The organism is Micromonospora sp. SYSU B005 (assembly GCF_055362685.1).
This window is the reverse complement of the sequence record NZ_JAXCFU010000017.1, coordinates 46,459-60,621: the sequence shown is the minus strand read 5'-3', so window position 1 is coordinate 60,621 and position 14,163 is coordinate 46,459. Positions and strand designations below refer to the sequence as shown.

Genomic DNA, 14,163 nt, shown 5'->3' with positions numbered 1-14,163 from the left:
CGAGCCGTGCCAGACGACCAGGAGACGACGGTACGGCGGCGGCTCGCCCGGCTGTTCGGGTTCACGGATGCCGCCGCCGTCCCGCCGATCCGCGCCGGCCGCTTGGGCGAGTCCGGCCATCGAGCCGGAGAGGCCCAGCCCGGCCCGGATCTCGTCGAGCAGGGCGGCCGAGCGGCGCGGTCCTTCTGGCGGCCCGGCCTTTCCCTGCCCGGGCCGGACGATGCCGTGCCGATCTTCACCGGCGGGTCCGGCGCGAGCCTCGGGGATGCCCCTGGCCGGGCCGGCACCCGCGACCCACAGCCGCCGGGCGAGCAGGACGCCGGTCCGCCTGCTCGGCGTCGGCCCGGTGCCCGAGGGCGGCTCGGGCGTGCGCCGGACGAGATCGAGCCGGGTTTCGGGCTGCGCCCCGGATTCCCGGAGCGCTACGGCGGGCGGGAGCATCCGTTCGGGGCTGATCCGGCCTCCGCCGATCCGGACGCCGACGGCATAGGCGACGCTCCGGCAATCGAGCGCGGGCTCGCGTCGCGACTGCCCGGCCCCGGGGCGTTCGATCCCGGGCGCCGGGGCGTACGCGCGCTCGCGGCGGTGGCCGCAGTGGTGGTCCTGGTGGCCGCCGTCTGGGCGTGGCGCGCGCGTCCCAGCGCCGAGCCCGTCCAGCCGGTCGCGGCTTCCGCCGAGGCGCCGGTGAGTGCGGCGACCGAAACCGTTCCCGGGGTGCCCGCGCCGGCCGGCTCACCCGGTCAGGTGGTCGTCGCGCTCGCCGGCAAGGTCCGGCGCCCTGGCCTGGTCCGCCTGCCTGCGGGCGCGCGGGTGGCCGACGCGATCGAGGCGGCCGGCGGTGCGCTGCCCGGCGTCGACGTGGCGCTGCTCAACCCGGCCCGCAAGGTCACCGACGGGGAGCTGATCCTGGTCGGCGTCACCGCCCCACCCGGGCAGGCCCCGCCCGGCCCGGCGGCCGGTGGTGGTGCACCGGGTGGCCCGGCGGCGCCCGCCGGACCGGTCAACCTGAACACCGCGACGCTGGCCCAGCTCGACGCGCTGCCGGGCGTCGGTCCGGTGCTCGCCCAGCGGATCCTCGACCACCGGGACCGCAACGGCGGGTTCCGGTCCGTGTCCGACCTGCGGCAGGTCGACGGCATCGGCGACGCCCGGTACGAGCAGCTCAAGGAACTGGTGACGGTTTGACCGCCCGACGCGGGCCACGCCCCGCGCCCCTCGACGGTGGCGCGGCCGACCGCGATGTGCCCGACCTGCGGCTGGCCGGGCTGGCGGTTGCGGCCTGGCTCGCCGCGTTGGCCGGGCTGCACCTGAGTGTCCGGTCGAGCGTGTGGATGGCCGCCGTCGCTGCCGCGCTCGCCCTGCTCACGGGCCTGCACCTGGGCGGCGTGCTCGGCCGGCCGGGTGCGGCGGTCCGCCGTTACGGCTGGATCGCGGTCGCCGTGCTGCTCGGCGTGCTCTGCGGCGCGGCGGCCACCGGCGCGCGGGTCGCGGTCCGCGATGCCGCCCCGATCCGCGCGCTCGTCACCGACAGTGCCCCGGTCACCGCCGAGCTGGTGTTGCGCGACGACCCCCGCCCGGTACGCGGCGCACCCGGCCGGCAACCGATGCTGCTGGTCCGTGCGGATCTGATCCGGCTCACCGGACCCGACGGCGCCCGCGTCACCGGCCCGGTACGCGCCCTGGTGCTCGCCACCGACCCGGCCTGGCGTCCACTGCTTCCCGGCCAGCGGGTCACCAGCCGGGGGAGGCTGGCCGCCCCGCGCGGCGGTGACCTGACCGCAGCCGTGCTCTCCACCGCCGAACCGCCCACGCTGCGCGGCGACGCGTCGTGGCCGCAACGGGCGGCGGGGGTGCTGCGGGCCGGGCTGCAACGGGCCTGCGAGCCGCTGCCCGACGCGCCGGGCGGTCTGTTGCCGGGCCTGGTGGTGGGCGACACCAGCCGGCTGCTGCCGGAGGTGGAGGAGGACTTCCGGGCCACCGGGATGACGCACCTCAACGCGGTGTCCGGGTCCAACGTGGCGATCGTCGTCGGAGCGGTGCTGCTGCTGGCGCGCTGGGCGCGCGCCGGTCCGCGTACCGCCGCCGTGCTCTGCGTCCTCGCGCTCGTCGGGTTCGTCATTCTCGTGCGGCCCTCGCCGAGCGTGGTGCGTGCCGCCGCGATGGGCGCGATCGGGCTCGCCGCGCTCGCCGCCGGGCGGTCCCGGTCGGCGCTGCCGGCGCTCGCCGCCGCTGTCACCGGCCTGGTCCTGTACGACCCGGATCTCGCGGGCGACCCGGGTTTCGCGTTGTCGGTCTGCGCCACCGGGGGACTGCTGCTGCTCGCGCCGGGCTGGCGGGACGCGCTGCGGCGCCGGGGCGTACCGGCCGGGCTGGCCGAGGCGCTCGCGGTGCCGGCTGCCGCGCAACTGGCCTGCGGCCCGGTGATCGCCGGGCTGTCCGCGACGGTGAGCCTGGTGGCGGTGCCGGCGAACCTGCTGGCGGTGCCGGCCGTCGCGCCGGCCACCGTGCTCGGCGTGCTGGCGGCGGTGCTGTCGCCGGTGTGGCCGGGCGGTGCGGAGTTCCTGGCCTGGCTGGCGAGTTGGCCGGCGCGCTGGCTGGTGGCGGTCGCCGCGTACGGGGCGGACCTGCCGGCCGGGAACCTGCCGTGGGCGGGTGGGGTGGCAGGCGCCCTGCTGCTGGCGGCGGTGAGCGTGGCGCTGCTGCTCGCCTTCCGCCGACGCCGGGCGAGGCGGCTGATCGCTGTCGTCGCGGTGGCGGTGGTGCTGGGCGCGGTGCCGATCCGGCTGCTCGCCTCGGGCTGGCCGCCGCGCGGCTGGGTGGTGGTGGCGTGCGCGGTGGGGCAGGGGGACGCGGTGGTGCTGCCGGTCGCCGTCGGCCGGGCCGTGGTGGTCGACGCCGGCCCGGAGCCGTCCGGCGTGGACGCCTGCCTGCGCCGTCTTCGCGTACGCGAGGTGCCGCTGCTGGTGGTCAGCCACTTCCACGTCGACCACGTCGGCGGCGTGGCCGGGGTGTTCCGGGGCCGGCGGGTGGGTGCGGTGGTGGGTCCGTCCTGGTCCGAGCCGCCCTTCGGCGCAGCCCAGGTACGGGATGCGGCTCGCCGGGCCGGTGCGTCGCTGGCTTCGGTGCAGGCGGGGTGGCGGTGGCGGGCGGGTGCGGTGGACCTGGTCGCGGTCGGGCCGCCGTACCCGCTGCGGGGCAGCCGGTCGGATCCGAACAACAACTCGCTGGTGCTGGCCGCCACCGTGGGCGGGGTACGGATCCTGCTCACCGGTGACGCCGAGACGGAGGAGCAGCGGGCGATGCTGGAGACCACACCGGCCGCCGCGATCCGGGCCGACGTGTTGAAGGTCGCCCACCACGGGTCGGCGTACCAGGCGCCGGAGTTCCTGGCCGCGGTGCGTCCGGCGGTGGCGCTGGTGTGCGTGGGCGTCGACAACGACTACGGGCACCCCAACGCCGGGCTGCTGGACCGGCTGACCCGGGCTGGTGCGCGGGTGCTGCGTACCGACACCGACGGGGACGTCGCGGCAGTCCGGGGGGATGCCGGCCTCGCAGTGGTGAAACGCGGCGCCGAGTCGGGGCGGCCACGCTGAATCAGGGGAATCTTGTCGCGGTAGATGGGGAATCAAGTCAAATGTCTGGATTTGCGCTGTGTGCGGGCTGCGCCGTCCCAGTCCCCGATGAGCAGGCCCGGCCGGGTCGGAGGGCGTGCGAGTATGGGCGACGTGACCCCCGCCGACCTGCCTCCTATTGTGCTCGTCCTCGGCGACGAGGAGCTGCTCGCCACGCGAGCGGTCACCGAAGCCGTCGCCCGGGCCCGCGAGGTCGACCCCGACGTGGACGTACGGGAATACCAGGCCGGCACGCTCACCGTCGGCGAGATCGCCGAGATGCTCAGCCCGTCGCTGTTCGGCGGTCGCCGGGTGCTCGTGCTGCGCTCCGGGCAGGACGCCCGCAAGGACCTGTCGACAGCGCTGCTCGCGTACGCGAAGAACCCCGACCCGGACGTGCAGCTCGTGGTGCTGCACCTGGGCGGGGCCAAGGGCAAGGCGTTCGCCGACGGTCTGCGGGCTGCGGGCGCCACAGTGGTGCCGGCGGTGAAGCTGAAGGGCGACCGGGAGCGGGCCGCCTTCGTGCGGGACGAGATCCGCCGCATCGGCGGCAAGTGCACGCCCGACGCGGCCGACGCGCTGGTCGCCGCCGTCGGGAACGACATGCGTGAGCTGGCCGCCGCCTGCTCGCAACTGGTCGCCGACACCGACGGCCGGATCGGCGCGGACACCGTCGCCCGCTACTACCGGGGGCGGGCCGAGGTCACCGGCTTCACCGTCGCCGACGCGACGATGGTCGGTGACGTACCAGGCGCACTGGAGGCGCTGCGGTGGGCGCTGCACGTCGGCGTCGACCCGGTGCCGATCGCCGACGCGCTGGCCGACGGCGTACGGACCGTCGCCCGGGTCGCCGCCGCCGGCCGGGGCAGCGCGTTCCAGCTGGCGAAGACGCTCGGCATGCCGGCCTGGAAGATCGAGAAGGCCCAGGTACGCGCCCGGGGCTGGACGCCGGAGGGCCTGGTCGAGGCGATGCGGGTGGCGGCCGAGTGCAATGCGGCGGTCAAGGGCGGCGCCGACGACCGGGCGTACGCCCTGGAGCGGGCCGTGTTCTCGGTGGCCGCGGCCCGGCAGGGCGGCGCCCGGTGACCCGAGCGTGGTCGACGGTGGCCACGGACGAGGAGCGGTACCGCCCGCTCTACGCCCGGGTGCTGGGACTGCGCTTCGTCAACCCGGGTGGGGTGCTCTGCTTCCTCTTCTTCGAGGGCGCGGTGGCGCTGGCTGTCCTGCTCGCGCTCGCCGAACTGGTGAGCTGGTGGGCGGTGCTGGTGCTGCCGATCGCGGTGGCCGCGATGGTCAAGCTCAACGACGTGGTGGCCGAGATGGTCGTCCGCACTGCGGCGCAGGTGCCCGAGCAGGAGCGGGACCGCTTCCGCCGCCAGATGGAGCCGGTGGTCGGCCGGGCCCGGGTGCCCACGAGCGCCCGCGCACTCCCGGGCGGCGCGGCGACCATCGGATCACTGCCGCGCGGCGCGGCGCCGCCGAGCGCCCGCGCATGGCCGGGCGGCGCGACCACCGACTCCCGGGGCGTCCGCTACCACCATCCGCAACGCGCGACGTTCGACCACCCGAACGAGCAGTAGCGGCCACCGCGCCTCGCGCTCTCCGGACGCCCCGCGCTTTCCCGCCGGACCGACCGCCGAAGACGCCGCCGGGGGCCCGATCACTCCGTAGATCTTGGTACGAAATGGCCCCCAGAGGGGCCGAAATCTTCCAAAATCTCCGCGCACGGCGCGCGACGGGGGAGGGGACAGGCGGAAGCCCCGTGGCTCGTGGCCCCGGGGCTTCCGGTGGAATCTGTAGCGCTGGTCAGGCAGAGAACGAGGCGACGCGCTTGGCGATCGCCGACTTCCGGTTGGCCGCCTGGTTCGAGTGGATGACACCCTTGCTGGCAGCCTTGTCCAGCTTGCGGGTGGCCTCACGCATGAGCACGGTGGCCTTCTCGGTGTCGCCCGCCTCCGCAGCCTCGTGGAACTTCCGGATGGCGGTCTTCAGCGACGACTTGACCGACTTGTTACGCAGCCGGCGCTTCTCGTTCTGCCGGTTGCGCTTGATCTGGGACTTGATGTTCGCCACGCGACAGCCTCGTCTTGATAGCTCGGGTTGGTCTGCTTTCGCGCACGACGAGCATGCGTCATCGCCGCGCGAAAAGCCAGGCTACCAGGTCGGCCCCGGACGAGCCAAAACGCCTCCGGCCGGGGCCCACCCGACCCTCGTCACCAGCATGCCGCCGCACCCATGGACGCCGCCAGGCCGACCGGCGTTCCCAGGCTGGTCGGGCGGCGCGCCAGTTCGGGGAGGTGGCGGGGTCAGAGCCCGTGTGATGCCGCCTTTTCCCCGTGCTGGTGTGGATCAAGGGTGAGGGTCGGTGGACTGGCTCGCCAGGTCGGGGAAGTGGCGGGGTCGGGGGCAGTGTGATGTGGCCACTTCCCCGTGCTGGTGTGGATCAAGGAGGCGATGGGATGCGGCCGCCTTGCCGAACCGGGGTGGATCACGGGGAACCGGCGGGGTGGGGCCGGCTCGCGGACCAGGTTGCTTGTTGCCATGGCTGTCCCTGGTCAGTCAGGACCAGCCCTGCCGCTCGGCCAGCCAGGCGAGCGCCTGCTCCCCGCTCCACCGCTGGTGGGCGCGCAGGTGCGGGGAGGCGTTCGACGGTCCGGCGGCGGCACCGGTCAGGAAGTACCCGGCCAGTGCGGCGAGCGTCACGTCCAGCGCGTCGGCGGGCGCTCCCGCCGTCGCCGGGTGACCGGCGAACGCGGCGTCCGCGTCCAGGTCGCTGGCGTACGCGGTGAGCAGCAGCCCGGCCAGGTCGAACCAGGCCGGCCCGTGGCAGAGCCAGGGCCAGTCGCACAGCCAGGCCCGGCCGTCGGGGTCGATCAGGAGGTTGTCCACCCGCAGGTCGCCGTGGACCAGCCCCGGGGCCGCGTCGGCGTACCCGGGCAGGCGCGACTCCAGCGCGACCAGCTCGGCCAGCGGGGCGCCGGCCGCCTGCTCGGGCAGCGGCTCGCGGCCGGCGGCCACCTCGCCCCACCAGAGAATGTCGTCGCGGGCCAGGTCCGCGAGGCGGGGGAGCCGGAGCGCGGCCAGCTCCGCGGGCGGGCCGGCGAGCGCGGCGGCCACCTCTGCGTACGTGGCGAGTGCGGCGTCCAGCTCGGCCGGCGCCCAGGGCAGCGCGGGGGTGTGCCCGTCGATCGCGTCGAGCGCGAGCGCGTACCAGCCGGACTCGGTGAGCGCCCAGCGCGGCCGGGGCACCGGCAGCCCGGCCGGGAGCCGGGCCAGGATCGCCGCCTCGTGGGCGTACCAGTCGACCAGGTGCCGTTGCCCGTGCAGTGCCGCCGCCTTGACGAACACGCGCTCCCCGGCGGGGCCGGTCAGCACGGCGGCGAAGCCGCTGGTGAATCCGCCGCCCGTCACCCGTACCGCCGCGGGTGGGCCGCCGATCCGGGCGGCCAGCGCGCCGCGCAGCCCGGCCGGCAGGTCGGCCCAGCCGGGCCGGACGGCTGTCGACCCGTACGGGACGGGCGGTAGGGAGATCGGGCGCACCGCACCATGCTGCCGCACCGGCGGCGCGCACCATGCTGCCGCACCGGCGGCGCGCGGCGAACCGGCGCGTCGGTGGGCTCTGCCAGACTGCCTGCCATGAGGACCGACGAGTTCTGGCAGCTGATCGACGACGCCCGCGCCGGTGCCGGGGGAGAGCCCGACGCAGTGGCCGCCCGGGCGGTCGCGCTGCTGGCTGAGCGCGACCCGGAGGAGATCGTCGGCTACGCCCACCACCAGCGGCGGGTGCTCGCCGCCTCCTACAAGGTCGACCTCTGGGGCGCGGCGTACCTGATCAACGGCGGCGCCTCGGACGACGGCTTCGAGTACTTCCGGGGCTGGCTGATGACGCAGGGGCGGGCGGTGTTCGCGCGGGCGGTCGGCGATCCGGACGCGCTGGCCGAGCTGCCGCAGGTGCGGGCCGCGGCGCTCAGCGGCGAGGAGTTCGAGTGCGAGGAGATGCTGGCGGTGCCGTGGGACGCGTACCGGAAGGCCACCGCGTCCGACCTGCCGGCCGAGCGTGACCCGGTTCCGGTGCCCGACCTGAACGACTTCTGGGACTTCGACGACGAGGAGGAGGCCCGCCGCCGCCTGCCGAGGCTGGCCGCCCTCTTCGTCGAGCCACCCGTGGAATAGCCGAGCCACCCGTGGAATAGCGGTGGAGTGAAGGGGGAGCCCGGGCGCGCGCCGGGCGACGTGGGACCATGGAGGGGGCCGGCGGCGCGCCGGCCCGCTCACGTCAGCCGACCAGAACGGACCGCTGTGCCACCGACGCTCGATCCCGGCGCGAACGCTCCTGGTGCCACCGACCCGGCGCGCATCCGGAACTTCTGCATCATCGCCCACATCGACCACGGGAAGTCGACCCTGGCCGACCGGATGTTGCAGCTCACCGGTGTGGTCGACCCGCGGCAGATGCGCGCGCAGTATCTGGACCGGATGGACATCGAGCGCGAGCGCGGCATCACCATCAAGAGCCAGGCCGTGCGGATGCCGTGGACGATCCGCGAGGGCGACCGGGCCGGCGAGACCGCCGTGCTCAACATGATCGACACCCCGGGTCACGTGGACTTCACCTACGAGGTGTCCCGTTCGCTCGCCGCCTGCGAGGGCGCGATCCTGCTCGTCGACGCCGCGCAGGGCATCGAGGCGCAGACCCTCGCCAACCTCTACCTGGCGCTCGAGAACGACCTGCACATCATCCCGGTGCTCAACAAGATCGACCTCCCGGCCGCGCAGCCGGAGAAGTACGCCGAGGAGCTGGCGCACCTGATCGGCGGCGACCCGGCGGACTGCATCAGGGTCTCCGGTAAGACCGGCGAGGGCGTGCCCTACCTGCTGGACGAGATCGTCCGGCAGTTCGTGCCGCCGGTGGGCGAGGCCGAGTCGCCGGCCCGCGCGATGATCTTCGACTCGGTGTACGACGTCTACCGGGGCGTGGTCACGTACGTCCGGGTGATCGACGGCCGGATCTCGGCCCGGGACCGGATCAAGATGATGTCCACCGGCGCGGTCCACGAGTTGCTGGAGATCGGCGTCATCTCGCCGGAGATGGTGAAGGCCGACGCGCTCGGCGTCGGCGAGGTGGGTTACCTCATCACCGGCGTGAAGGACGTGCGCCAGTCCCGGGTCGGTGACACCGTCACCATCAACAACAACCCGGCCAAGGAGGCGCTCGGCGGCTACAAGGACCCGAAGCCGATGGTCTACTCGGGTCTCTATCCGATCGACGGCTCGGACTACCCGAACCTGCGCGAGGCGCTGGACAAGCTCAAGCTCAACGACGCCGCGCTGGTCTACGAGCCGGAGACCTCCGGCGCGCTGGGCTTCGGTTTCCGCTGCGGCTTCCTCGGCCTGCTGCACCTGGAGATCATCCGGGAGCGGCTGGAGCGGGAGTTCAACCTCGACCTGATCTCCACCGCCCCGAACGTGGTCTACCGGGCCATCCAGGAGGACGGCGAGGAGATCGTGGTCACCAACCCGAGCGAGTACCCGACCGGCAAGATCGCCGAGGTGTACGAGCCGACGGTGCGGGCCACGGTGCTGACCCCGAACGACTACGTCGGCGCGGTGATGGAGCTGTGCCAGGGTCGCCGGGGCAGCCTGCTCGGCATGGACTACCTCTCCGCCGACCGGGTGGAGCTGCGCTACACGCTGCCGCTGGCCGAGATCATCTTCGACTTCTTCGACCAGCTCAAAAGCCGCACCAAGGGTTACGCCTCGCTGGACTACGAGCCCTCCGGCGAGCAGGCGTCCGACCTGGTGAAGGTCGACATCCTGCTGCACGGTGAGCCGGTCGACGCGTTCAGCGCGATCGTGCACAAGGACAAGGCGTACACGTACGGCACGACGATCGCGGCGAAGCTGCGCACGCTGATCCCGCGCCAGCAGTTCGAGGTGCCGATCCAGGCGGCCATCGGCAGCCGGGTGATCGCCCGGGAGACCATCCGCGCGATCCGCAAGGACGTGCTCGCCAAGTGCTACGGCGGTGACATCAGCCGGAAGCGCAAGCTGCTGGAGAAGCAGAAGGAGGGCAAGAAGCGGATGAAGATGGTGGGCCGGGTGGAGGTCCCCCAGGAGGCGTTCATCGCGGCGCTCTCGTCCGACTCCGGCGACGGCAAGCCCGCCGGCAAGAAGTAAGCCGCCGGAGCCCACGAACCGGCCGGCGTCCCCTCGCAGGGGCGCCGGCCGTTCGCGTACCCAGGAAATTTTCAGCTGCTGGCAGCGCTCCCACCTGCGGGTTCGTCCCGGCCGGGGAGCGGCGGTCGATGCCGCCGGTTTCGGTTTTCGATGCGTCGGGCACTTAGCGGTCACGACAGTAACCGCACAGAACGTGCGAAATCGCTTTAGGAGGACCGACCGTGGAGTTCACCGTCTGGGGCATCGTCACCGCGCTCGTCGTGGGTCTGATCGTCGGCGCGCTGGGCCGGCTGGTCGTGCCGGGCCGGCAGAACATGCCGATGTGGCTGCACATGGTGATCGGTGTCGGCGCCGCGCTGCTGGGCACCGTCCTGGCCCGCGCGCTCGGCATCGCCACGCAGACCGCCGGCATCGACTGGGCCGAGCTGGCCGTGCAGGTCGTGCTCGCCGCCATCGCCGTGGCCCTGGTGGCCGGCGTCGGCCGCCGCCGCAGCGTCTCGCGCTACTGACCCCGCACCACGCGCCTCGACGGGCGCCCGGCCTCACGGCCGGGCGCCCGTCGGCGTATTCGGCGCATTGAACCCTGTCGGTGCGCCGGGTCCGCCCGCCGCGCCGGGTTTCGGGGAGAAGCAGCAGGTCAGGGACGTCTGAACAATTCGTCATCGGAGTCGGTTTGGATTTCCGGGCGGTCGGGAACTTAGCGATCACGACAGTAACCACACAAAAACGTGTGACCGGATCTTAAGGAGGAGGGCGACCATGGAGCTCACCGTTTGGGGCATCATCACGGCGCTGGTCGTTGGTCTGATCGTCGGCGCGCTGGGCCGGCTGGTCGTGCCGGGCCGGCAGAACATGCCGATGTGGCTGCACATGCTGATCGGCGTCGGCGCCGCGCTTCTGGGCACGATCGTGGCCCGGGCCTCCGGCTTCGCCGAGACCGCCGGTATCGACTGGCGCGAGCTGATGCTGCAGGTGCTCTTCGCCGCGATCGGCGTGGCCCTGGTGGCCGGTGTCGGCCGTCGCCGCGGCGTCTCGCGCTACTGACCCCGCACCACGCGCCTCGACGGGCGCCCGGCCTCACCGGCCGGGCGCCCGTCGGCGTATGCGGGTCCTGAACTGCCCGGACGGCATCGATGTCGGCCGGGCCTCCGGCTGCGATACGGTCGCCTGTGCCCTCCGTCACGAACACCCCCTGTTGTAAAGGAAATTTTCCTACTAAGGTGCGGCGGAGAAGGTTAGTGCCAAACGGCCCTGAGGGAGATATGGCGTGAACAGGTGGAAGCGGCTGGCTCCGGTCACCGCCATCGTGGCGTCGGCCGCGTTGGTGCTGACCGCGTGCGGTGGCTCCGGCGACGACGACAAGGCCGCCGACAACAGCAAGCTCACTGTGTGGATGATGGGTGAGGGCGGCGACGCCCAGACCAAGTTCCTCGACAGCGTCGAGGCGGAGTTCAAGAAGAAGCACCCCGAGACCGACGTCGTGGTGCAGTACATCCCCTGGCTCGAGGCGCCGAAGAAGTTCCAGGCCGCGCTCGCCGGTGGGGAGGGCCCGGACGTCACGGAGCTGGGCAACACCGAGACCCAGGGCTGGGCCGCGCAGGAGGCCCTGGCCGACGTCTCGGACAAGTTCAACGGCTGGTCCGAGGGCAAGGACATCCTGCCCGACCTGGTCCGCAACGCCCAGCTCGACGGCAAGCAGTACGGCGTGCCGTGGTACGCCGGCGTGCGCGCCGTCTACTACCGCACCGACTGGTTCGCCGAGGCGGGCGTGAAGACGCCGACGAACTGGGACGAGATGGTCGCCGCCGCGAAGGCCGTGCAGGCCAAGAAGCCGGGCACCTACGGCATCGCCCTGCCCGGCAACTCCGAGCTGCCGTTCTACTCCTTCCTCTGGGGTGCCGGCGGGGAGATCGCGACCAAGGAGGGCGACAGCTGGAAGTCCGGCTACAACACCCCCGAGGCGCAGAAGGCGGTCAAGTTCTGGACCGACCTGGTCACCGTGCACAAGGTCGCCCCGCCGGCCGCCGCCGGGTGGAACGAGGTCGACGCCCGTACCCAGTTCGCCACCGGCAAGGCCGCCATGGCGTTCGCCGGTAGCTGGCAGGGCGGCGCGATGAAGAAGGACAACCCCGACATCGAGAAGGTGTGGGGCACGTTCCCGATCCCCGGCCCGGACGGCAAGCCCGCCCCGGCGTTCGCCGGCGGCTCCGACATCGCCATCTGGAAGGACAGCGAGCGGCAGGCGCTGGCCTGGGACTACATGACCGTGCTGCTGAGCAAGCAGAAGGACAAGGAGTTCGCCAGCAGCCTCGGCTTCTTCCCGGTCTACCAGGACCTGGTCAGCAGCGGCGACTACGCCAACGACAAGGTGATGGCCGCGTTCGCCACCGCCATCCAGAACACCAAGCTGACCCCGCTCACCCCGAAGTGGGTCGAGGTCAGCCGGACCAAGACGGTGACCCAGGCGATGAACAGCTCGGTCATCAAGGGCCAGAAGACGGTCGAGAAGGCCACCGCCGACGCGGCCACCGAGATGGAAGGCATTTTGAACAGCAAGTGAGCCTACTGACAAAGAGCCCCGGCGAGGCCGCCGCGCGGGAGACCCCCGCGCGGCGGCGCCGTCGCCGGGTGGACCACCTTCCGTACCTGCTCCTCCTGCCCTGCCTGGCGATCATCGCCGTGCTGCTGCTCTGGCCGCTCGGCCAGGTCGTGTGGATGTCCTTCCACAAGCTGGACAGCGTCCGGCAGCTGCGCGGCGACCGCGAGTGGCCGTGGGTCGGCCTGGCCAACTACGCGCAGATCCTCGGCGACCCGTTCTTCCGTACGGTGCTGCGCAACACGGTGCTGTTCGCGCTCGCCAACGTGGCGCTCACGATGATCCTCGGCACCCTGGTCGGGCTGCTGCTCAACCGCCTGGGCAAGAAGATGGCCACGTTCGTGGCGAGCTGCGTGATGCTCGCCTGGGCCACCCCGGCGCTGACCGGCACGATCGTCTGGAAGTGGATCTTCGACGATACGAGCGGCCTGGTCACGTGGCTGTTCAACAAGCTGCCGGACGGGCTGTCCACGGCCCTGTTCGGGCGCAGCGACTGGACCGGGTACGGCTGGTTCAACGACCCGCTGCTGTTCTTCGCCATCCTGACGCTCGTGGTGGTCTGGCACTCGTTCCCGTTCATCGCGGTGAGCGTCCTGGCCGGGCTCAAGAGCGTGCCGACGGAGTTGCAGGAGGCGGCCCGGGTCGACGGCGCCGGGCCGTGGAAGGTCTTCTGGTCGGTGACGTTCCCGGTCCTGCGGCCGGTCTTCGGCATCCTCGTGGTGCTCTCCACGATCTGGGACTTCAAGGTCTTCACCCAGCAGTTCGTGCTGGCCGGCGGCACCCAGGACCGGTCCACGTTCATGCTGTCGATCTACTCGTACGCGGAGGCGTTCTCGCCGCCGCCCAAGTACGGCCTCGGCTCCGCAATCGCGGTCATCCTCACCGTGATCCTGCTCGTGGTGACCGCCCTGTACGTCCGCATGGTGCTGCGGCAGGAGGACGAATGATGAAGAAGATCGCCCTCAACGGCGCGGGCCTGCTGGTCGCTCTCTTCGCCGCGTTCCCGGTCTACTGGATGGTGGCGACCTCGCTGAAGCCCAACCGGGAGATCTTCTCGTCCACGCCCCGGCCGGTGCCGGCGGAGCCGACGCTGGAGCACTACCGGGAGATCCTCACCGGCAACCTGATCCCGGGCGTCACGTTCGCCGACTTCTTCCTCAACAGCGCGCTCGTCGCGCTGGCGACGGTGCTGCTGAGCGGGCTGGTCGCGCTGCTCGCCGCGACGGCCGTGGCCCGGTTCCGGTTCAAGCTGCGCACCACGTTCCTGATCATGCTGCTGGTGGTGCAGATGATCCCGCTGGAGGCGCTGGTCATCCCGCTGTTCCTGATGATCCAGCGGCTCGGCCTCTACAACACGCTGCCCAGCCTGATCCTCACGTATCTCGGCTTCTCGCTGCCGTTCGCGGTCTGGATGCTGCGCGGCTTCGTCGCCGCGGTGCCGAAGGAACTGGAGGAGGCCGCCGCCATCGACGGCGCCAGCCGGGCCCAGACGTTCCGCAAGGTGCTGTTCCCGCTCGTCGCGCCCGGCCTGGTCGCCACCAGCATCTTCTCGTTCATCACCGCGTGGAACGAGCTGATCTTCGCGTTGACCTTCATCAACGACCAGCAGAAGTACACGCTGCCGGTGGCGATGACGTTCTTCTTCGGCCGGGACGACACCGCCTGGGGCTCGGTGATGGCCGCGTCCACGCTGTTCACCCTGCCGGTGATCGTCTTCTTCCTGCTGGTGCAGCGCCGGATGGTCTCCGGACTGGTCGCCGGAGCGGTGAAGGGCTGAGG

Annotated in this window: 13 protein-coding genes; 11 read left to right on the top strand and 2 right to left on the bottom strand. The window is 72.4% G+C overall.

Features of this window, described 5'->3' with window-relative positions; genetic code table 11:
* Positions 1–381: 381 nt before the first annotated feature.
* The 4 genes from SM452_RS27145 to SM452_RS27130 all read left to right on the top strand — a co-directional run bounded on the left by SM452_RS27145 (position 382) and on the right by SM452_RS27130 (position 5,191).
* The gene (locus SM452_RS27145; RefSeq protein ID WP_355511894.1) at positions 382–1,185 is read left to right on the top strand and encodes a ComEA family DNA-binding protein; all 804 of its coding nucleotides are present in this window, start codon (positions 382–384) and stop codon (positions 1,183–1,185) included.
* Positions 1,182–3,593, top strand: coding sequence for a ComEC/Rec2 family competence protein (locus SM452_RS27140; protein WP_463840975.1), 2,412 nt, complete (start codon positions 1,182–1,184; stop codon positions 3,591–3,593). The genes SM452_RS27145 and SM452_RS27140 overlap by 4 nt, the downstream gene beginning before the upstream one ends.
* Before the next feature lie 123 nt (positions 3,594–3,716).
* A complete protein-coding gene (holA, locus tag SM452_RS27135) occupies positions 3,717–4,697 on the top strand; it encodes a DNA polymerase III subunit delta (protein ID WP_013287990.1) in 981 nt (326 codons plus the stop codon).
* On the top strand, positions 4,694–5,191 hold the full coding sequence (locus SM452_RS27130) for a hypothetical protein (RefSeq protein WP_463840974.1): 498 nt from the start codon (positions 4,694–4,696) through the stop codon (positions 5,189–5,191). The genes holA and SM452_RS27130 overlap by 4 nt, the downstream gene beginning before the upstream one ends.
* A gap of 226 nt (positions 5,192–5,417) precedes the next feature.
* Here SM452_RS27130 and rpsT read toward each other — a convergent pair whose 3' ends face one another.
* A complete protein-coding gene (gene rpsT, locus SM452_RS27125; RefSeq protein ID WP_013287988.1) occupies positions 5,418–5,684 on the bottom strand; it encodes a 30S ribosomal protein S20 in 267 nt (88 codons plus the stop codon).
* Between the two features lie 486 nt (positions 5,685–6,170).
* Positions 6,171–7,151 carry a phosphotransferase gene (locus SM452_RS27120; protein WP_463840973.1) on the bottom strand — a complete coding sequence of 327 codons (981 nt, stop codon included), beginning with the start codon at positions 7,149–7,151 and terminating at the stop codon, positions 6,171–6,173.
* Between the two features lie 96 nt (positions 7,152–7,247).
* Between SM452_RS27120 and SM452_RS27115 the strand changes: the two genes are divergently transcribed.
* The 7 genes from SM452_RS27115 (at position 7,248) to SM452_RS27085 (ending at position 14,161) form a co-directional block, all read left to right on the top strand.
* Entirely contained in the window at positions 7,248–7,784 is a 537-nt protein-coding gene (locus SM452_RS27115) for a DUF4240 domain-containing protein (RefSeq protein WP_262015140.1), read from the top strand.
* Positions 7,785–7,910: 126 nt separating this feature from the next.
* Positions 7,911–9,788 carry a translation elongation factor 4 gene (gene lepA, locus SM452_RS27110; protein ID WP_013287985.1) on the top strand — a complete coding sequence of 626 codons (1,878 nt, stop codon included), beginning with the start codon at positions 7,911–7,913 and terminating at the stop codon, positions 9,786–9,788.
* Positions 9,789–10,009: 221 nt separating this feature from the next.
* Entirely contained in the window at positions 10,010–10,297 is a 288-nt protein-coding gene (locus tag SM452_RS27105) for a GlsB/YeaQ/YmgE family stress response membrane protein (protein WP_355511891.1), read from the top strand.
* A 250-nt stretch (positions 10,298–10,547) separates the two neighbouring features.
* Complete coding sequence (locus SM452_RS27100) at positions 10,548–10,832, top strand: GlsB/YeaQ/YmgE family stress response membrane protein (protein ID WP_030503112.1); 285 nt, start codon at positions 10,548–10,550, stop codon at positions 10,830–10,832.
* 223 nt (positions 10,833–11,055) lie between these two features.
* Positions 11,056–12,348 carry a sugar ABC transporter substrate-binding protein gene (locus tag SM452_RS27095; protein ID WP_355512832.1) on the top strand — a complete coding sequence of 431 codons (1,293 nt, stop codon included), beginning with the start codon at positions 11,056–11,058 and terminating at the stop codon, positions 12,346–12,348.
* The gene (locus SM452_RS27090) at positions 12,345–13,331 is read left to right on the top strand and encodes a carbohydrate ABC transporter permease (protein WP_262015143.1); all 987 of its coding nucleotides are present in this window, start codon (positions 12,345–12,347) and stop codon (positions 13,329–13,331) included. Before SM452_RS27095 ends, SM452_RS27090 begins: the two co-directional genes overlap by 4 nt.
* Positions 13,328–14,161 carry a carbohydrate ABC transporter permease gene (locus tag SM452_RS27085; protein WP_013287980.1) on the top strand — a complete coding sequence of 278 codons (834 nt, stop codon included), beginning with the start codon at positions 13,328–13,330 and terminating at the stop codon, positions 14,159–14,161. The genes SM452_RS27090 and SM452_RS27085 overlap by 4 nt, the downstream gene beginning before the upstream one ends.
* Positions 14,162–14,163 lie beyond the last annotated feature (2 nt).

Coding starts and splice junctions, on each gene's coding strand:
- holA (WP_013287990.1), top strand. CDS start 3,717: ATGGGCGACGTGACCCCCGCCGACCTGCCTCCTATTGTGCTCGTCCTC.
- SM452_RS27115 (WP_262015140.1), top strand. CDS start 7,248: ATGAGGACCGACGAGTTCTGGCAGCTGATCGACGACGCCCGCGCCGGT.
- SM452_RS27100 (WP_030503112.1), top strand. CDS start 10,548: ATGGAGCTCACCGTTTGGGGCATCATCACGGCGCTGGTCGTTGGTCTG.
- SM452_RS27085 (WP_013287980.1), top strand. CDS start 13,328: ATGATGAAGAAGATCGCCCTCAACGGCGCGGGCCTGCTGGTCGCTCTC.